We start from the raw sequence: 21694 nt of genomic DNA, 5'->3' as shown, positions 1-21694 counted from the left end.
TTCCATGTTTTCAAGAGCTGAGCTATCCAAAATCCGAACTGAGTTCTGGATTGCATTTGGGCAGTACATGAAGCCCGTTCCCAATGCGCAGGGTAGGAAAATCAACTGGCCAAACTATAAAACCGGGATCAAGGATGTCTATTTTCGAATGCGAGCTGAGCAGGGATTTGCCTCGATCGGGATTGAATTAGGTCATTCGGATCCTGAACTGCAGGAGTTGTTTTTTGATCAGTTCAAAGAGCTGAAAAACCTCTTAAATGGAAGTCTTGGTGAAGAATGGGATTGGAAGCTCCATGAGCTCAACGAATATGGTCAGCCAGTTTCCAAAATCGAAAAAGTCCTGACCGGAGTTCAGGTGACCAATCGGGAAGATTGGCCAAAGATTATTTCTTTTTTGAAGCCCAGAATCATCGCGCTGGATGAGTTTTGGGACAATGTAAAACCGGGATTTGAGGATTTTTAAAGTGCTTTTTTGGAATAAGTAAAAGTTTCAATTTGAGGTGCTCCCTCGTCTGAAATATTAACTTGGAAAATCAGCTGATCTCCTTTTCTCTCTATGGTCATGCCATTAAGCCAAGCTTTCTGATCACCCAGCTCGATCAGTTCAAAAGTCGTCCACTCCTCTTTTTCCTCCCAACCTGTAAGGTCAGCACCAAAATGTTTGAGCTTCATGCTTACGCTTTCCCCCTCTTGGATAAGGTTCATAAACTCCGAAAAAATCAACTTTCCATTTTCCCAAAACCGAAATGTGCCAATCATATGACCGTCCACTGCTGGCATCCAAACCTCTTCACATTCACCACCCAGCCCGGGACCGCTCCAATAGCCAACCATCCAGCTGAAGTCTTCAACAGTACCTTTCCCGGGAGTTTGATTTGGTTCAAGACTCCTGACTTGAGCAGTGGTGAAGGGACTGATTGTCAGAAATAGGAAAAGAATGGATAGTGCCCTCATGTTCATTTGCTGGTTTTGAACAAAAGGTACAAAAAATCATTGATCGTGACGCTTGGGAATGTCCGGATTTACAAATGTAAAGCCCCGCGCTTCCTCGCCTTCAAAAAAATCAATTTGCATTCCCATCAAAAACATGTAGTGCTTTTTCTCTATAAGGACGGGAATCCCGCTGATCTCAAACTGCTGATCTTCAGGCTTGGGTTTGTCAAATCCCAAAGCATAGGACATCCCACCACATCCACCACCTTTTACTCCCACTCGAAGAAAATACTCCGCGGGTATGTTTTTGTGCTGCATGATATGTTTGATTTCGGCCTCTGCTTTGGAAGTGATCTGAATAGGGATAAGCATGCTTGAGAAATCTGTTTTTAGGATTTTTGGTTCAGAAATTTTAGCAAAAATACCCTTTGGGCCGGTTTTTTGAGCAATCAGAATTGCGCATATTCGAGCATCAAAACTTAACCCATGGATTTTCTTTTAGAACTGTTAAAAATCATCCTTCCTGCTGGAGCCGTACTATACGGTATGTATCTGGTGGTGATGTCCTTTCTTTCCAAAGAAAGAGAAAAAATGCTGGTGGACCTCAAAACCCAAAATACACAAGTGGTTTTGCCTATTCGATTACAGGCTGCAGAGCGTCTATGTTTGCTTTTGGAGCGGATTTCTCCCAACAATCTGGTAAGAAGGTCTAATCCTTCCCAATTTACCGCTGCAGAGCTGCATCCGATGTTGCTTTCCGAAGTCCGGGAAGAGTTCAATCATAATCTGAGTCAGCAGGTGTACTTCACTGAGGAGACCTGGGAAGCCGTAAGAAGAGCTGTGGAGGATGTGATCACTTTACTGAATATGAGCCGTCAGGAATTGGGACCTGAGGCCTCGGGAATGGAACTGGCGAAAGCTATTTTCACCCAATCTTTGGATAAGAAAAATGATGCTATAGGCTATGCTTTGAAACAGGTCAAATCAGAAATTCAATTATATTTCTAATCCCATGGCTAAATTTTCTGACCAATCCTCAAGTATTCTTGACCGTGCCAAAAGTCTTTTTGGCAAGCAGGTGGAGGCCATTGCCCGGCAGGAACAGAAGGTAGTGGAACTTCTCCATGGTGTCAAAGAGAAGCTGGCCAAGCTAGGGGATAATCCCAAAGTAAGGAAACTGATTGAGCCGATTTCGATTTTGGTCCGTATGGTTAAGGCTCATTTCAAGGGTGAGCATCGAGTCGCTTTTTCCACTCTTGGATTGATCATTTTAGCCTTGGTTTATTTTTTATCTCCGATTGATTTGATTCCTGATTTCCTTGGATTTTTTGGATTTGCGGATGATTTATCAGTCGTCATGGCCGTTTTTGCGAAAATCAAGGATGAAGTGGATAGTTTTTTGGATTGGGAAAGAACCCAATTGTAATTTCCCCTGTTTGGCTTAGGAAATAAACCAAATACAGATTTTATGGAGCAGCATTTGGGTTCAATCACCCGGGACCTGATTCATCATGCAATGAGCTATCAGGAATACCGAATTCTTATTGACCAACTTTTGGCAGAAAATAAAACCACAGGGCACAATCATTCTGAAGCCTACCTGGACTACACCCGGATGAATGTGCAGCGAATGAATCGCTGGGACAAAACAGCTAAGGTTTCTCCCTTGCTCAAAGAAACCGTGGAGGCAATTCAAGAAGATCAACTTTGGCTGGTCATCACTGAAGCTTGGTGTGGAGATGCTGCCCAAAATATTCCCTATTTGGTCAAATTGGCTGAATATAATCCAAGAATCCAAGTCAAGTTTATTCTCAGAGATGAGCATCCCGAGGTGATGGACGAGTACTTGACCAATGGTACACGATCTATTCCCAAAGTGGTCGGAATGACTGCAGACTTGAGTTGTGAGCTGTTTACTTGGGGGCCAAGGCCGGCAAGTGCTCATGAATTGGTCTTGGAGTATAAGCGGGACTCCAAAGGGATGAGCTACAAGGAGTTTTCGGAAACTTTGCATCTTTGGTATGCAAGAAATAAAAATCAGGAGCTGGAAGCTGAGCTTCTTCCTTTGATCACAAATACTTTGGTTTTATGAAAATTGCTCTAATGTCCGGCACATCCGGACTGGTAGGAATGCAGCTCCTTCATCAGCTGATGAAAAGCAGTCAATATGATTTTATTCTTAGCGTAGGTCGGAGAAAAATGGCTTTGAAACACGAAAAGCTCGTCCAGATAGAAGGTGATCTTTTTTCTCTTTCTTCCTGGGACTGGGACGAGAAAGTTCGTGCCGAATCTCTTGGAGGAGCTTACAATGGATTAATTGATGCCATAAAGGCAAAATCAGCGGAGATTCATGCTTTTTCAAGCTTGGGAACAACTATAAAAGTGGCCGGTTCAAAAGAAAAATTTTATGCTATAGACCATGATTTGGTAATCGGTTTTGCTGCATGGGCCAAAAAGCTGGGAGCTTCCAGATTTCTTTATGTTTCGGCAATGGGTGCAGATGCCACTTCTTCAATTTTCTACAATAAGGTAAAAGGAGAAACGGAAGAAGATCTGAGAGCCTTTCAGTTTGCCTTTTTAGGTCTTTTTCGGCCGTCCTTATTATTGGGAAATCGGTCTGAGTTTCGACTAGGTGAACAAGTAGCTTCGGTTTTGATGAAACCCTTGGTTTGGTTGAAATTGGCCAAAAATATCCGTCCGATTTATGACTATCAGGTAGCCAAAGCTATGGTGAAAACAGCCCTTTCTACATCCTCAAACCCGGTTGAAATCATTACTTCCGGCCAAATGCAAGACCTTAGCCAATGATAGCAGTCATCCAAAGAGTCAGTGAATCCTCAGTAAAAATTGAAGGAAAAATTAAAGCAGAGATTGGCTTGGGTCTGATGGTGCTTTTGGGAATAGAAGATGCCGATTCCCAAGAGGACATTGATTGGCTTTCCAAAAAAATTGTCAATCTCCGGATTTTCCCTGATGAGAACGAAGTGATGAATCGAAGTCTTTTGGATGTCAATGGAGAGATTTTGCTGATCTCCCAGTTTACCCTTCATGCCAGTACCAAAAAAGGAAATCGGCCTTCTTACATTAAAGCTGCCAAGCCAGATTTTGCTATACCTATGTATGAAAAAATGATTGGGGCTCTCGAAACCGATCTTGGAAGAAAAATCGGTACGGGGGAATTTGGCGCCGATATGAAAGTCAGCCTGATTAATGATGGCCCGGTGACCATTGTGATTGACTCAAAAAACAGGGTATAAAAAAAGTCCCAAATTCAAATTTGGGACTTTTCTATGAATTTTATTCTGTTATTGCTCGTTGGATACCACTCCTATCGGAGCTAGAAGGATCTCTCCTTCTGCGATATTGATACCTTCTCCTGATGTTCTGGCAGTGATTCCTGGTGTTCCTCTTGGCAAATCATAGCGTTCGCCTCTGCTGGCACTGACATAGCCTAAGTCTCTCACCGACCCTGCGGTAATGCGACTTAAAGGATTTGGGCCAAGATTTAAAAACCCGGTCATCAATTCATTGCCAAGGATGGCTTCATCCCAGTGGCTAAAACGAGTTCCCTGTCCGAATTCATCCTCGATAGGTAAGAAATCCAAACCTCCTTCGGAATTCCAGAAGGTATTCGCCATTTTTCCATCGAAATAAGGGAATCCTTCGGGATTGAATTTTCTCAATTCTCGTGCTCCAGGAACATTCCAAAGTGTTCCTACTCCCAAAACATGTCCCATTTCATGGACAATTACCTCTTCAAAGAGGTCGAAAAAATCCAAGAAGGCCAAATCGGAGGTATCAAAAAACATAACCCCTGTCACTGGAAGGTTGTCAACATTTCTGACAAATCTGGGACCGGCAGCTCCTAGTGTTCCGCCAGGACCATCGATGTCAAATAGAGCTACTTCAATTATTAAATCATCAATAGTTTCGTTGTCAGCCACTGGAGGAACACCAAGAAAGGCTGAGGGTAAAGTTCCGGTAATTGAAGGAACATCTCCTATGATGATACTTTCCCATCTTCCCGCAGCATCATCAAATACCTGAAACTGCCTTTCCGTCACCGGAGTGAGAAATTTCAGCGTGATGTTAAATCTACCCCGGTCAGGACCACCGGCAGTGGTTGCTCTTCGGTCGTTGACCATAGGGGCGGAGTCGTCATCGTACTTTGCTATAATGTTGAACGAGCCGGATTCAGGTTTCCAAAGTGTTAATTTTTCTACTTGCTGATCTACATCCTGAATGACGGCCGGAGCTACAGTCTCTTCAGTACAACTGGCAAAGATGCCTAAAACAAGGCCCGCAGATAGCAAGCCCTTCCAAGAAAAGTCCCCGAATTTAAGGACAGTAGTTTTTTTGTGCATACAAATAAGATTTGGTTAAACATAAAATTTAAAGAATTAATCTACTCATTAATATCACAAATTAAAAAGTAAAGAAATTGTTATCTTTTTTCCTTTATTTATTATAAATCCAATAAATGCAGGAAATTGAGTTGTTTATACCTTATTTGAGGCAAATGATAGTGCAGGATGGTCAATATGTTTTTTTTCGATTTTTTTAACCTCCTACTGGCATATGAACCTTCCCTACTTCTTCTTCCTATCCTTTCTTCTGATTCAAGGATCAAATTATATCCTTTCAGACAAGAGAGACTCTCCAAATCTAATCATCGTCCTAGCCGACCAATGGCGTGCTCAGGAAATGGGCTATGAAGGGCAAAAGCAAATTATCACTCCCAATTTGGATCGATTTGCCAGCCAAAGCCTGAATTTTGAAAATGCAGTGGCCACACTTCCGGTTTGTGCGCCTTGGCGGGCGAGTTTTCTTACCGGGCAGTATCCTTTGACCCATGGGATTTTTTACAATGATAAACCGCTCCCCAATGAAGCTCTGACCTTGGCTGAGATTTTAAAAGTGGAAGGATATCAGACTGGGTACATTGGCAAATGGCATCTGAATGGGCATCAAAGAGGAGAGGAGCCTTTTAGTGGCCGGGACAAACCTGTGCCAGCAGATCGCAGGCAAGGCTGGGATTATTGGAAGGTTCGGGAAGTGACCCACAACTATAATAACAGCTTCTATTTTGATGAAAAGGATGAAAAACATACTTGGCCGGGCTATGATGTCTTTCCCCAAACGGACAGTGCGATCAGTTTTATCTCCAAAAACAAGAAGAATCCCTTTGTCTTGATGCTTTCTTACGGCCCCCCTCATGATCCCTATTTTTCGGCCCCTGAGGAGTTTCAGAAATTATATGATGCTTCCAAACTCCAGCTCCGGCCTAATGTGCCAGAGGAGTTTCAGGATAGTGCAAGAAGGGTTTTGGCGGGTTATTATGCTCATGCCACAGCAATCGACTATGCTTTTGGCAAGCTGATTCGATCTTTGGATAGTTTGGGGATTTCGGATCAAACCTTGATTTTATTCACTTCCGAGCATGGGGATATGCTTATGTCCAAAGGCGTCTTAAAAAAGCAAAGACCCTGGGATGAATCCATCAAAGTCCCCATGCTTATCCGGTATCCTGAAAAATTGGCAAATCGCTCCCGAAGAATCAAAAATCCAATTGGAACTCCGGATCTTTTGCCTACTCTTCTTGGTTTGAGTGGCGTAAAAATTCCTGAATCGGTGGAGGGTAGGGATTTTTCAGAGGAATTACTTTCAGGAAAAGATATTTCTTCGGATGGGGCCTTAATTATGCTTCCGGTACCTTTTCATGAGTGGAGATTTGGAAATGGGGGTAGAGAATACCGAGGAATCAGAACCGAAAGATACACTTACGCAAAAGATTTAAAGGGCCCTTGGCTTTTGTATGACAATGAAACAGATCCCTACCAAATGAATAATCTTGCAGGGAAACCCGAATACCAAGAACTTCAGGGGCAGATGGAAAAATTGCTAATGAAAAAATTGGCGGAAAGAAAAGATGAATTTCTCTCCGCTGATGACTACATGACCCGGTGGAATTACCTCTACGATCGAAATGATAGCATTCGTGCCTCCAATTATTTGGAGATCAACAGGCTACCTTAAATCAGAAATGCTTCCAGCCTTGGGCTTTGATCTGAACAGCCGTTCCGCTTTTAGTTACTAAATATTTGCCTTCCTCAGCTTTGGTGATATGGCCGATAAAGTGGATATCCGGATGCTTTTCCAGCTTCGCAAAGTCTTTTTGATCGATCGTGAAAAGCAATTCGTAATCTTCACCACCATTCAATACGCAGGTAATCGGATCCAGATTTAGTTCTACTGCGGTATCAAAGGTCTGCTTGTCAATAGGAAGCTTATCTTCATAGATAGTGGCACCCACTCCGGAAGCTTTGCAGATATGGAAAATCTCAGAAGCTAAGCCGTCCGAAATATCCATCATGGAGGTAGGTACAACACCCAGTTCTCTCAATTCATGAATGATGTCCATTCTTGCATCTGGCTTGAGCTGTCGGCCTGTTACGATAGTGTATTTTTCCAATTCAGGTTTCATGTCAGGATTGGAAAGGAAGACCTGTTTTTCTCTTTCCAGAATCTGTAAGCCTACCAAAGCCGCTCCCAAATCTCCCGTCACGCAAAGAATATCATTGACTTGAGCACCTGAACGATAGCTGAGTTCCTCCTTTTTGGCTTCGCCAATCACGGTAACGGAAATGACCAAGCCACTTCGGGAAGCAGTCGTATCACCGCCCACCAAATCCACTCCATAATGTTCGCATGCGGCATTGATCCCGGAATACAAGGCATCTACTGCTTCTACCGAAAAGCGGTTGGATAGCGCAATGCTTACCGTGATTTGCTTGGGAATGGCATTCATCGCTGCAATGTCGGAGACATTTACAGCTACCGCCTTGAAACCAACATGGGGAAGGGGGGCATAGGCCAAGTCAAAATGAACTCCTTCCAAAAGTAAGTCTGTCGAAACGACCTTAACATGATCTACTGCATCTATCACCGCTGCATCGTCTCCTATCCCTTTGAGGCTGGAGGTGTTTTTGATTTTTACTCGCTGATTCAAATGATCAATCAGGCCAAATTCGCCCAATTCACTAATTTCTGTTCTCTTATTCGACATTCGGATTTACGATTTATTTTACCTTTTATTTCCCGCAGATTTGCACAGAAAAAGACACAGATTTTCGCAGATTTTTTCTAACTCTTTTGCCTCCTTTTCAGACTTCTGAATTCATCTTTCTGACTTTCAGAATTTCTGCCAACTAAGACTGTCTATTTCTTTTCCTGGCATAGCTCCACCAGCACCCCATTAGTACTTCGAGGATGCAAAAATACCACTAATTTATTGTCGGCGCCTTCTTTGGGAGTTTCATTCAGGATTTCAAAGCCTTCCCCATTGAGCCGGGCCACTTCAGCATAGATGTCTTCTACGTCAAAGGCGATGTGATGAACTCCCTCTGACTTTTTCTCCAAATACTTGGCTATCGGGCTGTCAGGACGGGTAGCCTGAAGCAATTCCACCTTGGTTCCTCCCACCTGAAAAAAGCTGGTTTCCACTCCCTCTCCATCCACCAATTCGGTCTTAAAGTGTTCTTTACCAAGCAGTTTTTTGAAAAGTAGATTAGATTTTTCCAAATCCGCTACGGCAATTCCGATGTGTTCGATTTTCCGAAAGTTCATAATTTGTATCTTTGTAACTGAATCTTTTTGGGAAAGTGCATGTTTTCCCATCGTTCGAAAGTACTATCAAAGGTAAAGTATAAAAGCTATGATCATCGTTTCAGATAAAGCAAAGGATCGAATTCTTGAATTAAAAAGAGAAGAAGGCCGTACAGAAAATGAAAATATTCGGGTTTCTGTGAAAGGTGGAGGCTGTTCTGGATTGATGTATGATTTGGGTTTTGATGCTCAAATCATCGATACCGACCATGTTTTCGAGGACAAAGGAGTGAAAATTGTTGTCGATAGAAAAAGTCTCCTTTACTTGGCAGGAACTACCCTGGAATTTTCCGATGGATTGAATGGAAAAGGTTTCCAGTTTATCAACCCGAATGCAAGTCGTACCTGCGGATGTGGGGAAAGCTTTTCCGTCTGATATTCATCCATTTTACTAACTCTAGAGAAGGCAGCTCAAACAAAAGCTGCCTTTTTCTTTTTATCCTTGGTAAAAATTAAAATTCACCGAGGCTGAATTGTCCTCAATCCTTACCTTTGCCCATGATAAAAAACGACCCAAATATGGAAGAACAAGTCAAAAAAATAGCCCTGAATGATCTGCATGTAGCCCTTGGTGGCAAAATGGTTCCTTTTGCCGGTTTCAATATGCCGGTACGCTACAGCTCAGATAATGAAGAGCATCTATGTGTGAGAAATGGAGTAGGGGTTTTTGATGTGTCCCATATGGGGGAATTTTTGGTGGAAGGGCCAAAGGCTTTGGATTTGATCCAAAACGTGACGTCAAATGACGCTTCCAAACTAGTCGTGGGTCAAGCTCAATATTCTTGCTTTCCCAATGAAACTGGTGGAATCGTGGATGATTTGATTGTCTACAAGTTTTCTGATGAGAAATACATGTTGGTGGTCAACGCTTCCAATATCGATAAAGACTGGGCTTGGGTGAATAAATACAACACCATGGGAGCCCACCTGACCAATGTTTCTGACCAATATTCACTTTTTGCAGTTCAGGGGCCAAAGGCCATCGAGGCAGTCCAATCCTTGACTCCTGTAAATCTTTTTGAGGTGAAATTCTACCATTTTACGGTGGGGGAATTTGCTGGTGTCCAAGACGTCATCATCTCCGGCACTGGCTATACCGGTGCAGGTGGATTTGAGATATATGTAAAAAATGAAGATGCAGAACACGTTTGGAATGCCATTTTTGAAGCTGGGAAGGCCTTTGATATCAAGCCGATCGGTCTAGGAGCAAGAGATACCCTAAGACTGGAAATGGGCTATTGCCTGTATGGAAATGACATCACCGATACCACTTCTCCGATTGAAGCAGGTTTGGGTTGGATTACCAAATTCACCAAGGATTTTACCAATTCAGAAGCTTTAAAAGCTCAGAAAGAAGCCGGCGTCGAGCGAAAACTGGTGGGCTTTATCATGCAGGAAAGAGGAATCCCGAGAGGTCACTATCCGATTGTGGATGCGGCCGGTGAAGTAATCGGCGAAGTCACTTCCGGTACTCAATCTCCAAGTATGGGAGTGGGAATTGGCTTGGGTTACGTTAAAACTGAATTCAGCAAGCCTGGAACTGAGATTTTTATCCAAGTTAGAAATAAAAACCTGAAAGCTCAGGTAGAAAAATTACCTCTTTTCAAAGGTTAATGAATCAGGTCGAAATCTGTTTCAGTCCCGACCTGATTCAGCATTATGAGTTGGAAGGCAAAACCGTAGTGGTAGTCGATATTTTTCGGGCTACTTCTACGATGGTGGCTGCCCTCGCCAATGGAGTGAAGAGAATTCTTCCTTTTGCGGATTTGGAGTCTTGCCGAGTCATGCAGGATCATGGTTACCGAATTGCCGGAGAAAGAAACGGACATACAGCACCGGGTTTTGAATTGGGAAATTCCCCCGTTGCCTTTTTAAATGATGCCTATGCTGGAATCCAATTGGCGATGACCACGACCAATGGAACTCAGGCAATCGAGAAGTCAAAAGGAGCTGCAGAGATCCTAATTGGAGCATTTCCTAATCTTCAAGCCACAGTAGCCTATATCCAAGCTCAGCAAAAAGATGTATTGATCCATTGCGCAGGCTGGAAAGGCCGGTTCAATCTGGAAGATTCGCTGTATGCCGGAGCTTTGGTGAAATCTCTAGAATCTTCTCACAGCGCCGATGAAGATGGAGCCTTGGCCATGAAATCACTTTTTGAGCGGGAAGGGCATCGTCTGAAAGAGTATCTTTCTCAGGCTTCCCATGCCAAAAGACTTCAAAACCACGGGATAGAGAAGGATATCGAGTTTTGTCTGACCTTTGATTTGTATGATTTGGTGGTCAAAGTGGATCAAAATGGGTTCTTGGTAAGCATTAGATATTCCTCAACTAAATTTTAAAACACCAATTTTTTTTCTAGATTGTGAAGAAAAATTAGGCCATGGTTTATATGATTTGGAGCTTACTCAATCTATTTCTTATTCTTTCTTTTTTCTTTTTCGCAATCACCTTGATAGTCAAGGGCAGGAAATATTTAAAGTCTTATTCGAGGCCTTTTGTAATCCTCGTCCTGATTTTTGGATCTATTGGATTTTTGAATTCTGCAAATAAAAGAGGGGAAGTAAAGGCCAAAATAAACCAAAGACCGTCTAAAATGAGTGTGCTCCTTGTGAAAGATGGGTTAAGTACTGGTTTAACTTTGAATCTAATCCAAGATATTGAAACAGGTGAAATCAACCAGGAATTTTCTTCATCCCGTCTTCATGGATTGGTTTTGGGTTTGAAATGGAATCATCTTCAGGTGCTTGAAAAAAATGGAGTTCTTCAGGTGGAAGGTTGGTATGATTGGTACTTGATGGGGAATCGGGTGTTTAGCAACTTTGAAACGTATTCAAAAACCGAAAAGAATTCTGTCTTAAGGTGACCTTTGTCATGAATTGCCATTGGATTTTGGTTTAGTATTGTCAAAAGAACAAAACCCAGAAATTATGATCAGAAAGCATCCCCTCTCCGAAGAATTTCCTGAATTTGAAGACAAAATCCTTGAATTAAAGGTTGATAATGAGCATTTCAAAAACCTTTATGAGGCCTATGACGAAGTCGATCATGAGATCTACCGGATCGAATCCGATGCTGAACCCGCCTCTGACGAGACAGCCAATCAGCTTCGGATCAAAAGACTTCATTTGAAGGATGAGATTTATAAGTTTCTCAAAGAAAATTGAAAGAGAGTCCGGTTAGCCGGACTTTTCTTTTTTATCCATTTCTTTTCTGGCTTTTTTGATACCTCCTGCCCGATTTTTCTTCAAATAGTAGTTTGGTGTGTTATATTCCGATTCAATACATTGAATCCGAAACTATGAAAAACACCTTTTTGATGCTTTTGGGACTGATTTTACTTTTCTCCTGCGGGGGAAAAGAAACTCAAAAAGACCTGCCAAGAATCGCGATTGCAGGATTGGCGATTGAGTCTAGCACTTTTTCACCAGCAAGATCCACGGCTCAGGCATTTCGGGTCCGAACGGGGGAGGAGATTTTTTCTTACTACCCCTTTATGGAGCTGGATTCCGCCAATCGAAAGCGGGCTCAGTGGTTTCCAACTCTAAGAGGACATGCGATACCTGGGGGAATGGTGACCCGGGAAGCCTATGATTCCTTGGTCGGAGTCACGCTGGAAATGCTCCGGCAGAATCTCCCCTATGATGGTTTGTTTTTTGACATTCATGGAGCGATGAGCGTGGAGGGTCTGGATGATCCGGAAGGAGATTTCATTCTCAAAGTGCGTGAAATAGTCGGACCAGAGACCCTGATTTCTACATCCATGGATTTGCACGGAAATGTGTCGCAGAGATTGGCGGAGCAGTCGGACCTCATTACCTGCTACCGGATGGCTCCTCATGAGGATGCTTTGGAGTCCAAAAAAAGGGCGGTGGACAATTTGTTGGAGCGGCTGGAAAGCGGTAAAGGAAAACCCAAATACAAGGCTTGGATTCCCGTGCCGATTTTGCTTCCGGGAGAAAAGACAAGTACCCGCATCGAACCTGGGAAGGGGCTTTATGCCAAGGTCGATCCAGAAACCAAAAAAGAAGGCGTCATTGATGCAGCGATCTGGATTGGGTATGCCTGGGCTGACGAACCCAGAAATCATGCCGTGGTGATGGTCACAGGCGATGATGAACATCAGGTGAAGGAAAGTGCCGAATACTTGGCAAAGAGCTTTTGGGAGGTGAGAAATGAGTTTGAGTTTGTGGCTCCCGTGGCCTATTTGGATGAAAGTCTGGAGATGGCTTTAAAAAGCGGAAAGAAGCCCTTTGTTATTTCCGACATGGGAGATAATCCCACAGCCGGTGGAGCTGGAGACGTGACTTGGACCTTGAATGAGATTTTGAAAAGGCCTGAATTTAAATCGGAAAATGGACCTGAGTTGATCTATGCTTCGATCCCTGGACCGGATTTGATAGAAAATGCCTTGAAGGCAGGAGTGGGCAATCCCGTGGAGGGTAAAGTGGGAGCAATGGTAGATGATCGATTTGCTCCTCCTGTTTTACTTAAAGGAAAAGTGGAATCCATCAAAGAAGGGGATAAGGATGCTGATGTGGAGGTGGTAGTGAAAGTCGGCTCTGTCAAAGTCATTGTCACTAAGCGAAGAAAGCCCTATCACTATGAAAAGGATTTTACAGACTTAGGGTTGAAACCAAGAGAAACAGATATTTTGGTGGTAAAAATTGGGTATTTGGTACCCGAACTCTATGACTTGCGTGGTGATTGGGTGATGGCCTTGACCCCGGGAGGAGTGGATCAGGATTTGGAGCGATTGGGCTATAATCGGATCAATCGACCGATGTTTCCTTTGGATAAGGACATGGCTGACCCGGATTTAAGCGTAAGGTGGATAAGGAGCTCCTCTGATTTTTAAGATTGAGAAAAGAAGAGCCTGAAACTGCAAATTTTAGGCTTTTTCGAATTCTCTTGGAATTCATCAGGACAGGCTCATAGCTCCGTTGGAAAGTATTACCATACATCTGATTCATGGGGGCATTCGATTCAAAGCTATCCGAAATCCCGAATCTGAAATCCGAAATTCTATTTCAGCTTCTCATTATTCTTATGCCTTTCCAGATCCCGGACATTTTTCTTCTCAAAATTCTTTTGCAGTGCCTGAGTCAAATCCACCCCGGTTTGATTGGCTAGACAGATCAATACCCAAAGCACATCTGCCATTTCATCTCCGAGGTCTTTTCCTTTATCAGATTCTTTGAAAGATTGCTCACCGTAAGTTCGGGCCATGATTCGGGCCAGTTCCCCTACCTCTTCCATCAAGATGGTCATGTTTGTCAGTTCATTGAAATAACGAACGCCGACTGATTTGATCCATTGGTCTACCAGTTTTTGGGCTTCTGAGAGGGTGATATCTTGGTTCATGGGAATTTTGACTAGGTGTTTAGGATAATTTTTCTAAAATTAGGAGGATGAATAAAACAATCTTCCTTTTGCTTTTGATGGTATCCTTTCAGGGGGTGGCCTGCAAATGTGCTTATTTAGGCGAATTTAACACAAAAGAAGTTGAGAGCTTCGATTATGTGGCTTTGGTCAGACTATTGGATTTTTCACCTAATGGAAGAACAGATTCCTTAAGAAAAAGGGAAGAGCTTTTCTTTTGGGCCGAAATTGAAGAAAAAGCAATTTTTAAAGGAAATTCAATTTCCAAAATCAAAATACATGGAGGAAGAAGAGAGTTTGGTTACGGGTCTTCCTGTGACTTTGGAATGAAGAAAGGAGAGGAGTGGATTCTTTTTGCAAAATCAGACGGTGAAAGGCTTTTGGTAAGTCCCTGTAATAGAACTGCCCTTTACCGGAATTCAGATGGAAGTTTAGCAAAGGATGAGTCCAACTTATTTTGGAAGTTGAAAAAATTAAAATCAAAGGCCTAAAGCTTCAATTACACCTTTTTTAAATAGTTTATTTTTTCTTATTCTTCACCGGAAGCCGCATGAAAATCTGAGGAATTGCCTTTTGCAAATCGGCTTCTAAGTCCGTTTCAAATCCTAACTTTTCCTGTGCCCAGCCTCTCCATAATAGTCTTCCTGTCTGCGTTTCCAGCATTTCTATGGTCAGAATGCCTTCATCGTATTCTTTGGTGACCATTTGACCACCGGATACAGGTACAGCTCCTCCGACGTAATAGCCGGGTCCACCAAATCCGATCCCCATGCTAACTGTAGGAGTTCTATTGTAGGAGATTTTGTGCTCTATTTTCGTGTCAAACTGGAAAACTACCTGTGGATTGATTGTATCGAGTTGAAAGCCTCTGGCTCGGATTTCGGCGTCCGCATGCTCCAAAATGAAGCGTGCATATCGTTTCTCGTTTTCCTGATCCTCACTTACAAAATGCTTCAGGTTGACCCAAGCGTAAGTTTGGTATTGATCAAGGTCCGCACCTTTTGCTTTATAGGAATTTGTCGTAAAACTCGAGCAACTGACCAAGCCAATCCAAACGAAAGAGATCAGGATAAAGGAGAAAATTGAATTTTTCATGAGATCAAAATAAAAGCCCAGAGAAGGATGTTCCCTGAGCTTTTGAAGATAAAAGGAAACTAGTTAATTCCCCATAAATACATATCCCAAATTAATCGAAACATAGTTTTGGGAAGCATCTAAATCTCCCGCACCGAAGGCCATATTGTATTTGGCGGCGATCGAAATAGCAGAGAAGGTACTCACTTTGTAAAGGAAGCCAATTTGAGGAGTCAATCCGAAACTGAAGGCGTCTTCCTCCCATCGGTAAAGGCCCATATCTGTTGCTCTTTGGGTATATACCCCACCAACTGCCGCTCCTATAAAAGGATTGAAATCATTGCCAGGCTTTAGGTAATAATCTGTGGCAAACATTAAAGGAGCGCTATTGGTGTACCGGTATTGCTTTCCACTGATGGAGTTGTTTCTTAAGGTGTAGGTATCGTAGGGCTTTTCCTCATAGAAAACATTCCAGCTAGCATAAAAACCAACTCCCAAATTGGGCTTTACCAATTTTCGATAATCAAAGGCAATTCCTCTAAAGCTGGCTGAGGAGATGTATTCACCCAAATCCCCTGTAGGAATTCCTATGGAATAAGAAGTGGTGCTGAGGCTTTGTGCAGAAAGATTATTCCACACGCAGGCCATCACAAAAGCGGCGATAATTAGTGTTTTTTTCATCTTTCTGATTAGTTAAGGTCAAGGTAAGTGGATTGTTCAAAGGCTTGATCGACCGCTTTATTTACTCGGTCCACATTGTTTGATCCTGAAAGCAGACCATTTCCGACCATCAACCAGGCAGTTTCTGATTCTCCCACGATATTCGTTCCATTTGGATCGCTTAAAGTGATAATGACTGTACCTGTTGTTATGGTAGAGACTGTGAAATAAGGAGGGTAATACCAGCCCCAACCCGGATAAAATCCGCCATACCACCAGTCATACCAGTAGGAATAATAAACAGAGGTTGATTTGGTGGCTGAAGGAGTAAGCAGCATGTTTGGATTTTGGGAAATTTCCACTCTAGTCCATCCAAAGTTCTGCATATTGGTTTGGATGTTTTGCAAAATGGGTTGGGCAAATCTATCCTCCATGTAGATGTAGGTAGTGTCCCCATTTTTGATCTCCACATCGATCACTATTTTGTCAGGCATAGCAAATGTTGACTTGCTGTTAAAGTCAAAATCATCCTTCCTGGTCGTGTAGACAATGTCGGTGTCTTCGTAAAACTGGACTCCACCCGGATAGCAGCTTCCAAGTAGCCCTAGGACCAAAAGGAAGAGTAATCGGTTTAGTGTTTTCATAAAATAAACTGGATATAAATTAAAATTGCTTCGAATTTAGTGGAAAGGGATTTGAAAAACATCAAAGCCTTTCGTTTTAAGGTTTGATTACTGTTAGATTGGCTGCTATCTGCTGATTTTTTTCTTTTAAAGGGTATTTGCCAAGAAATGGATGAATTTCTGTACCTCTTCTTCCGAGTTATAAATATGGGTAGAGACTCGGATGGCATTCAAGTTGGCTTCATGAATCAGTCTGACTCTGAATCCGCCTCGGCCCAGTTGGCTATTTAGTTCCTCTGAATTCAGGAGGTTTGATCGGAAGGTCACCATCGAAATCCGGGAGGTAGGTTCTTCTGGGGTGAGGATTTCTACCTTTTTACCCAAGGAACCCAGTCCGTCATATAGCAAATCCGATAATTGTCGAATTCGTTGTTCTACTTTTGCCTTCCCTATTTCAAGGTGAAAATCCGCCGCAGTTTTGACCCCAGCAAAAAGTGCCTTGCTTTGGGTCCCATAGTCGAAGCGATGGGCTGTGTCTACATATCCCTTCAATACTGGAGGAGTACTGAGCATATCCCATCCTGTATCAGAGTAGCCGCCAATCTGTATGGCCTGTAGGTCGTTGAGCTTTTCCTTTCTCACATATAGAAAACCTGTACCGCTAGGTCCCAACATCCATTTATGAAAGCAGCCTGCGTAAAAGTCACATCCCAATTTGGAGAGATTCAGATCAAGGGTGCCCGCTCCATGTGCTCCATCAATTGCTGTGAAAATTCCCTTGCTTAGGGCAAATTCACTGATCTCCCGAATGGGAAAAACTAATCCGGTTGTACAGGTAATATGGGGGATGGCAATCACTTTGGTCTTGGGACCGCAAAGTGATTTGATCAAGTCCAAGTTTTCTTCCTGGGTATTTTTTGGACTGAAGGTCTTCAGGACGATTCCATGCAATTTGGCCCGATTGAGCCAGGGAAGGGCATTTCCGGCGTGGTCATGTGTGGTCAGTATCACTTCATCTCCGGCTACTAGGGGTAACCCCCAAGCCATAATATTGATCCCTTCGGTTGTATTGTGTGTAAGGCTTAATTCTTCTTTTTCTACATTTAGAAAACTGGCTAGTTCAGCTCGTTCTTTATCCGAATTTCCATATTCTCCGGTACTGGAAACCGAAAGATTGATCTCTTCCAGTTTCTTCAAAACAGGATAGGGTGCAGGACCAAAAGTCCCATTGTTGAAATAAACCCGGCTTTTGGACAGGGGAAAGGCGTCTCGAATTTGATTCCAATACTCGGATGGAGGTAGGTCAGACTTTGGAGATAGAAACTCTGAAAGAGGTGGGGATATTTCTGAAATTCCAGGAAGGACAAGACCTAAACCAAGCTTTTGTAGAAAAGTGCGACGCTGATTCATATTGCCAATAATTCTTTTTAATAAGCTATAAAATCTACACCTACTTTTCCCTCCATCCATCCAAAAATTCAAAATTTTTGGACTTTCGGATTCGAACTTCGGTCAATAATCAGATATTTAATCCTTAATTCCAGTAAGCTATGATGAATCCCAAACCCCAATCTGTTGAAGAGTATTTGAGCTGGTATCAAGGACCCATTCGCGAAAAACTGGATCAAATCAGGACGTTGTTGAAGGAAGTTTTGCCTGAGGCAAAAGAGGTGATTAGCTATCACATGCCTGCCTATCGCACATCTGAAGTGTTGGTCTATTTCGCCGGAGCAAAGAATCACTTGGGCTTTTATCCAACCAATACTCCCATTGTAGAATTCAAAAAGGAACTCGAAGGCTACGTGACTTCAAAGGGTGCTATTCAGTTTCCTTACAACCAGCCACTGCCGGTGGATTTGATTAAGGAGATTGCAATCTTCAGGCTGGAGGAAGCCAAGTTCAGAGCTGAGAGAAAAAAGCCTAAGAAGTGACTATTCCAAGGTGAAAATCTTATCCACTTTGTCCGGAATATCCTCCTGATAGTGACTCACATAGATGAGGGTGATGGGCGTGAGCTCGAGGATCTTCTGGACGGTTTCCCGGAAAATCACCCGTTGCCGCTCATCCATTCCTTGGGAGGCTTCATCCAAAATCAGCAGTTTGGGAAATTTGATCAGTGCTCTAGCCAATAAGGTCCAGCGCTGCTGTTCCAATGGAATACGCTGGATGGGAAGATTTGCAAATGTCTCCAAATTAAAAAGTTGAAGCCACCGATTCATTTTTGACTCTTGTTCAGAAGTGGTTTTCTTGAATAAACCCATTGTATCAAAAAAGCCGGATAGAATTACTTTTCTTACGGTTTGATTGGAAGGAAAAAAACGAACCAGCTCCGGAGCTACAAATCCAATGGGTCGCTTGACATCCCAAATACTTTCCCCACTTCCTCTTTTTCGCCCGAAAAGCCAAAAATTTTGAGAATAGGCTTGGGGATTTTCTCCGATCAGAAGGCTGATTAAAGTTGATTTTCCAGACCCGTTTTTTCCTTTGAGTTGCCATCGTTCACCAGCATTTACCTGCCAATTGACTTGGTTAAGAATGGTCTTTGCCCCATATCGGATGCTTACATTTTCGAGTCGGATTACCTCATTTTCCACCGTAGGAAATTCCTCCAGAAGTGCTTTCAATTGCTCGAGATTCCGAGGTAAATCCAAGGATTGACTTTTGTTCAAGTGGTAGTTTTCCCGTTCCCAAACCTCCACTTTTCTATTGGATTTTAGCTTCCCCACATGCGTAATTCCATCGGGAATTTCGGAAGAAGAGGAGGTAATCAATACATGGATTCCTTTTGAAATGATTGCCTGAAGAAAGTCACCAAAGGCAGCCCGACTTTCTTGGTCCAAGCCTGTCATCGGTTGATCCATGAGGTAGATTTTGGGTTGAAGAAGTAGTCCCAAAGCCAAGGCCAGGCGTCTTGTTTCTCCATTGGAAAGCTTCAGAATCGAAGAGTCCAAAAGGGGAGATAGGCGTAGTAAATCAGCTACCACTTCCAAGCTCCACGGGCCTGGAGTTGGGGTGGAATTTTGGATCAGATACTCTTTGACAGTGGCAGCTTCATCCGCCTCAGAACTGTTGAATCGTTGCTGAAAGTAGAAGTTTTGGAGGTTGGATTTGTTTCGGAATCGGTACAGTTGGGAGACATAAGCGATCAAATCCCGGAAGCTGTGGACTATCCCTTCTTCGGTTTTTTGGATAATGTATTGGTCTGCAAAAGGTCTTTCAATCTTCCCCTCGGGCAGGTGAGTTGTCCCTCTTAACGTCTCCAAAAATGCGGTCAACTCTCTTCCTGAATCCCCCGTGATGGCCCAATGTTCTCCTTCTCTCCAAGTGAAATTGAGATCTTCAAAGCTGGCTTTTCCCAGATAATTCACCCGGGCATTTTCGATTTGAAGAAGAGTTTTGGGAGTCAAGGATTTAAGATTTTAAGATACTCTCCCAAAGTAATGCTTTTGAATTGATAATGAAAAAGAAGGAGTTCTTGCTTCAAATAGATCTAAAGGTAAAAGTATTTAAATTATTGATTTACATTAAAATAAAAAGCTTTAGCTAATTTGATGCTAAAGCCTTTTTTGAACTCAGTCGTTTGGATAAGGGATATATACAAAACTGGTAAATGCCCCATCGATTACAAAGAGACAGCAGAATTCATCCGGGTCTTTGTAGGCTTTTTTAAACTCTTCCAAAGCATCCTCAGCGATGAGTTTCCGCTGGACAAATTCGTCCACGTAAGTGATGAAATAATTCCAGTCGAGATTCTTTTCAGCCTTCCCAATAAAGATCTTCCCAATAGGTTGCATGTCCTTTGAAATTGGGAAAATCGGATAGTCAGAAAATCCCCTAGAGCGTACCTGATAAGAGGCCTCTTTGAGTACATCACAGATCTTGACAAAGTCACTCGTGATCGTGCCGAGATACTTGCCGCTGAGTTCGGGATCGTTGAAATCTGAGATCATGATTTGAGGGTTAAGCGTACGACATTTTCTACATGATAGGTCTGTGGAAACATGTCCACAGGCTGGACTTTTTCGACTTGATATTTCTCTCCCAAAAGAGCCAAATCTCTTGCCTGAGTTGCCGGGTTGCAGGAGACGTAGACGATGGTCGGAGCCTCAAGTCTCAGTAGCATTTGAACCACCTTTTCATCCATCCCGGCGCGGGGTGGATCGGTGATTATCACGTCCGGTTTGGCATGATGGGAAATGAATTCCTCATTGAGAATATCCTTCATGTCACCAGCGTAGAAAAGGGTGTTTTCAATGCCATTGATTTGGGAGTTAAGCTTGGCATCTTCAATGGCTGCTTCGACGTATTCCACCCCGATCACCTGCTTGGCTTGATTGGCCACAAAATTGGCAATTGTCCCTGTTCCGGTGTAAAGATCATAAACTACATCATCCCCGTTTAGCTGGGCAAAATCACGAGCCACTTTGTAGAGTTCGTAGGCCTGCTTGGAGTTGGTTTGATAGAAGGACTTTGGTCCGATTCGGAACTTCAATCCTTCCATTTCCTCCTCGATATAGGGAAGCCCTGCAAAGGTGATCAATTCCAAATCATGAAAAGTCTCATTTCCCTTGGTGTTGATGACGTAAAGTAAGGAGGTGATTGCAGAGAAACGGCCGTTCAAAAACTCCATTACCAATTGAATTGACTCAGGGTCATTTTCTCCAAACTGAACAATCACCATGGTTTGCCCCGTGCTGGTAGTCCGGATGATTAAGTTTCTCAAAAGGCCCACTTGCTCCCTGATGTCGTAGAAGCTGAGTTTGTTTTCAAGCGCAAATTCTCTCAAGGAATTTCGGACGTCATTGGAAATTCCGCCTTGCAGGTAGCAATGCTCTATGTCGATGATTTTGTCAAACATCTTAGGGATATGGAATCCCAGCGCATTTCGGTCAAATTCCTCTCCGGAACGGATTTGATCCAGAGTCAACCACTTTTTATTTGAAAAGGTGAAGTCGAGTTTGTTGCGGTAGTATTGGGTTTGTACCGATCCCAATATCGGAGCCACTTCAGGAATTGGCACTTTGGCGATCCGCTGAAATTGATCCAAAACCTGCTGCCGCTTGTAGGTTTTCTGCAGGTCGTAGTTGATGTGCTGCCACTTGCAGCCTCCGCAGGTGCCAAAATGGGAGCAAAAAGGCTCGATCCTGTCTTTGGAATATTCGTGGAATCGGATGGCCTCACCCTCCATGAAAGAACTTTTACCCTTTGTAATCCGCACATCCACCACATCTCCCGGCGCTACATTGGAGACAAACACCACCTTTCCCTCATGATGTCCTACACATTTGCCCTCAGAGGCAATGCGCTCAATCTGCAGATTGGTGATGACCTTATTTTTCATTTTTCTCGACATGGGC

The 21694-nt window shown here is 43.1% G+C and carries 28 protein-coding genes; 15 read left to right on the top strand and 13 right to left on the bottom strand.

The window, feature by feature from the left end; genetic code table 11:
* Nucleotides 1–4: 4 nt before the first annotated feature.
* Nucleotides 5–463, top strand: a complete 459-nt coding sequence (locus AAA942_RS05530; RefSeq protein ID WP_338219240.1) for a DUF4268 domain-containing protein — start codon at nucleotides 5–7, stop codon at nucleotides 461–463.
* Here AAA942_RS05530 and AAA942_RS05525 read toward each other — a convergent pair.
* Complete coding sequence (locus tag AAA942_RS05525; protein WP_338219239.1) at nucleotides 460–954, bottom strand: DUF6265 family protein; 495 nt, start codon at nucleotides 952–954, stop codon at nucleotides 460–462. The genes AAA942_RS05530 and AAA942_RS05525 overlap by 4 nt on opposite strands.
* 36 nt (nucleotides 955–990) lie before the next feature.
* Nucleotides 991–1305: a HesB/IscA family protein gene (locus AAA942_RS05520; protein WP_338219238.1), complete on the bottom strand. Its 315-nt coding sequence runs from the start codon at nucleotides 1303–1305 to the stop codon at nucleotides 991–993.
* Between the two features lie 114 nt (nucleotides 1306–1419).
* Here AAA942_RS05520 and AAA942_RS05515 point away from each other — a divergent pair, with 114 nt between their 5' ends.
* Genes AAA942_RS05515 through dtd form a run of 5 tightly spaced genes read left to right on the top strand, consistent with a single transcriptional unit; the run spans nucleotide 1420 to nucleotide 4190 of the window.
* Nucleotides 1420–1941, top strand: coding sequence for a DUF7935 family protein (locus AAA942_RS05515; protein WP_338219237.1), 522 nt, complete (start codon nucleotides 1420–1422; stop codon nucleotides 1939–1941).
* A 4-nt stretch (nucleotides 1942–1945) separates the two neighbouring features.
* On the top strand, nucleotides 1946–2359 hold the full coding sequence (locus AAA942_RS05510) for a YkvA family protein (RefSeq protein ID WP_338219236.1): 414 nt from the start codon (nucleotides 1946–1948) through the stop codon (nucleotides 2357–2359).
* A gap of 42 nt (nucleotides 2360–2401) precedes the next feature.
* Nucleotides 2402–3025 (top strand): thioredoxin family protein, encoded by a 624-nt coding sequence (locus tag AAA942_RS05505; RefSeq protein WP_338219235.1) that lies wholly within the window; start codon nucleotides 2402–2404, stop codon nucleotides 3023–3025.
* Nucleotides 3022–3741, top strand: coding sequence for an oxidoreductase (locus AAA942_RS05500; protein WP_338219234.1), 720 nt, complete (start codon nucleotides 3022–3024; stop codon nucleotides 3739–3741). Before AAA942_RS05505 ends, AAA942_RS05500 begins: the two co-directional genes overlap by 4 nt.
* Nucleotides 3738–4190, top strand: a complete 453-nt coding sequence (gene dtd, locus AAA942_RS05495) for a D-aminoacyl-tRNA deacylase (protein WP_338219233.1) — start codon at nucleotides 3738–3740, stop codon at nucleotides 4188–4190. Before AAA942_RS05500 ends, dtd begins: the two co-directional genes overlap by 4 nt.
* 48 nt (nucleotides 4191–4238) lie before the next feature.
* Here dtd and AAA942_RS05490 read toward each other — a convergent pair whose 3' ends face one another.
* Nucleotides 4239–5297: a leishmanolysin-related zinc metalloendopeptidase gene (locus AAA942_RS05490; protein WP_338219232.1), complete on the bottom strand. Its 1059-nt coding sequence runs from the start codon at nucleotides 5295–5297 to the stop codon at nucleotides 4239–4241.
* A 214-nt stretch (nucleotides 5298–5511) separates the two neighbouring features.
* On the opposite strand from AAA942_RS05490, the gene AAA942_RS05485 reads away from it, so the two are divergent.
* The gene (locus tag AAA942_RS05485; protein ID WP_338219231.1) at nucleotides 5512–6969 is read left to right on the top strand and encodes a sulfatase family protein; all 1458 of its coding nucleotides are present in this window, start codon (nucleotides 5512–5514) and stop codon (nucleotides 6967–6969) included.
* A 1-nt stretch (nucleotide 6970) separates the two neighbouring features.
* Here the strand turns inward: AAA942_RS05485 and thiL are convergent, their stop codons facing one another.
* A complete protein-coding gene (gene thiL / locus AAA942_RS05480) occupies nucleotides 6971–7999 on the bottom strand; it encodes a thiamine-phosphate kinase (protein ID WP_338219230.1) in 1029 nt (342 codons plus the stop codon).
* Between the two features lie 152 nt (nucleotides 8000–8151).
* A complete protein-coding gene (gene mce / locus AAA942_RS05475) occupies nucleotides 8152–8559 on the bottom strand; it encodes a methylmalonyl-CoA epimerase (RefSeq protein WP_338219229.1) in 408 nt (135 codons plus the stop codon).
* A gap of 88 nt (nucleotides 8560–8647) precedes the next feature.
* On the opposite strand from mce, the gene AAA942_RS05470 reads away from it, so the two are divergent.
* From AAA942_RS05470 to AAA942_RS05445, 6 genes are all read left to right on the top strand, one after another.
* A complete protein-coding gene (locus AAA942_RS05470) occupies nucleotides 8648–8974 on the top strand; it encodes a HesB/IscA family protein (RefSeq protein ID WP_338219228.1) in 327 nt (108 codons plus the stop codon).
* 143 nt (nucleotides 8975–9117) lie between these two features.
* Entirely contained in the window at nucleotides 9118–10212 is a 1095-nt protein-coding gene (gcvT, locus tag AAA942_RS05465) for a glycine cleavage system aminomethyltransferase GcvT (protein ID WP_338220025.1), read from the top strand.
* On the top strand, nucleotides 10212–10940 hold the full coding sequence (locus tag AAA942_RS05460; RefSeq protein ID WP_338219227.1) for a 2-phosphosulfolactate phosphatase: 729 nt from the start codon (nucleotides 10212–10214) through the stop codon (nucleotides 10938–10940). The genes gcvT and AAA942_RS05460 overlap by 1 nt, the downstream gene beginning before the upstream one ends.
* 254 nt (nucleotides 10941–11194) lie before the next feature.
* Complete coding sequence (locus tag AAA942_RS05455) at nucleotides 11195–11464, top strand: hypothetical protein (RefSeq protein WP_338219226.1); 270 nt, start codon at nucleotides 11195–11197, stop codon at nucleotides 11462–11464.
* 64 nt (nucleotides 11465–11528) lie between these two features.
* On the top strand, nucleotides 11529–11765 hold the full coding sequence (locus AAA942_RS05450; RefSeq protein ID WP_338219225.1) for a YdcH family protein: 237 nt from the start codon (nucleotides 11529–11531) through the stop codon (nucleotides 11763–11765).
* Nucleotides 11766–11899: 134 nt separating this feature from the next.
* The gene (locus tag AAA942_RS05445) at nucleotides 11900–13456 is read left to right on the top strand and encodes a M81 family metallopeptidase (protein WP_338219224.1); all 1557 of its coding nucleotides are present in this window, start codon (nucleotides 11900–11902) and stop codon (nucleotides 13454–13456) included.
* Between the two features lie 167 nt (nucleotides 13457–13623).
* Here AAA942_RS05445 and AAA942_RS05440 read toward each other — a convergent pair whose 3' ends face one another.
* Nucleotides 13624–13962 (bottom strand): nucleotide pyrophosphohydrolase, encoded by a 339-nt coding sequence (locus tag AAA942_RS05440; RefSeq protein WP_338219223.1) that lies wholly within the window; start codon nucleotides 13960–13962, stop codon nucleotides 13624–13626.
* A gap of 47 nt (nucleotides 13963–14009) precedes the next feature.
* Here AAA942_RS05440 and AAA942_RS05435 point away from each other — a divergent pair, with 47 nt between their 5' ends.
* Nucleotides 14010–14471 carry a hypothetical protein gene (locus AAA942_RS05435; protein ID WP_338219222.1) on the top strand — a complete coding sequence of 154 codons (462 nt, stop codon included), beginning with the start codon at nucleotides 14010–14012 and terminating at the stop codon, nucleotides 14469–14471.
* Nucleotides 14472–14499: 28 nt separating this feature from the next.
* Here the strand turns inward: AAA942_RS05435 and AAA942_RS05430 are convergent, their stop codons facing one another.
* The 4 genes from AAA942_RS05430 to AAA942_RS05415 form a co-directional block, all read right to left on the bottom strand.
* Entirely contained in the window at nucleotides 14500–15075 is a 576-nt protein-coding gene (locus AAA942_RS05430; protein WP_338219221.1) for a DUF4136 domain-containing protein, read from the bottom strand.
* A gap of 63 nt (nucleotides 15076–15138) precedes the next feature.
* Nucleotides 15139–15735: an OmpW family protein gene (locus tag AAA942_RS05425; protein WP_338219220.1), complete on the bottom strand. Its 597-nt coding sequence runs from the start codon at nucleotides 15733–15735 to the stop codon at nucleotides 15139–15141.
* Between the two features lie 8 nt (nucleotides 15736–15743).
* A complete protein-coding gene (locus AAA942_RS05420; RefSeq protein ID WP_338219219.1) occupies nucleotides 15744–16358 on the bottom strand; it encodes a DUF4136 domain-containing protein in 615 nt (204 codons plus the stop codon).
* A gap of 126 nt (nucleotides 16359–16484) precedes the next feature.
* Nucleotides 16485–17747, bottom strand: coding sequence for an aminotransferase class V-fold PLP-dependent enzyme (locus AAA942_RS05415; RefSeq protein WP_338219218.1), 1263 nt, complete (start codon nucleotides 17745–17747; stop codon nucleotides 16485–16487).
* A gap of 143 nt (nucleotides 17748–17890) precedes the next feature.
* Between AAA942_RS05415 and AAA942_RS05410 the strand changes: the two genes are divergently transcribed.
* Complete coding sequence (locus AAA942_RS05410) at nucleotides 17891–18268, top strand: iron chaperone (RefSeq protein ID WP_338219217.1); 378 nt, start codon at nucleotides 17891–17893, stop codon at nucleotides 18266–18268.
* On the opposite strand, the gene AAA942_RS05405 is transcribed toward AAA942_RS05410, so the two are convergent.
* The 3 genes from AAA942_RS05405 to rlmD all read right to left on the bottom strand — a co-directional run bounded on the left by AAA942_RS05405 (nucleotide 18269) and on the right by rlmD (nucleotide 21690).
* Entirely contained in the window at nucleotides 18269–19744 is a 1476-nt protein-coding gene (locus AAA942_RS05405) for an ATP-binding cassette domain-containing protein (protein WP_338219216.1), read from the bottom strand.
* A 165-nt stretch (nucleotides 19745–19909) separates the two neighbouring features.
* Nucleotides 19910–20287 (bottom strand): hypothetical protein, encoded by a 378-nt coding sequence (locus AAA942_RS05400; RefSeq protein WP_338219215.1) that lies wholly within the window; start codon nucleotides 20285–20287, stop codon nucleotides 19910–19912.
* Nucleotides 20284–21690, bottom strand: coding sequence for a 23S rRNA (uracil(1939)-C(5))-methyltransferase RlmD (rlmD, locus tag AAA942_RS05395; RefSeq protein ID WP_338219214.1), 1407 nt, complete (start codon nucleotides 21688–21690; stop codon nucleotides 20284–20286). The genes AAA942_RS05400 and rlmD overlap by 4 nt, the downstream gene beginning before the upstream one ends.
* Nucleotides 21691–21694 lie beyond the last annotated feature (4 nt).

The organism is Algoriphagus sp. oki45, assembly GCF_036245605.1.
Taxonomy (GTDB): Bacteria; Bacteroidota; Bacteroidia; order Cytophagales; family Cyclobacteriaceae; genus Algoriphagus.
This window is presented reverse-complemented; position numbering and strand designations above follow the sequence as displayed.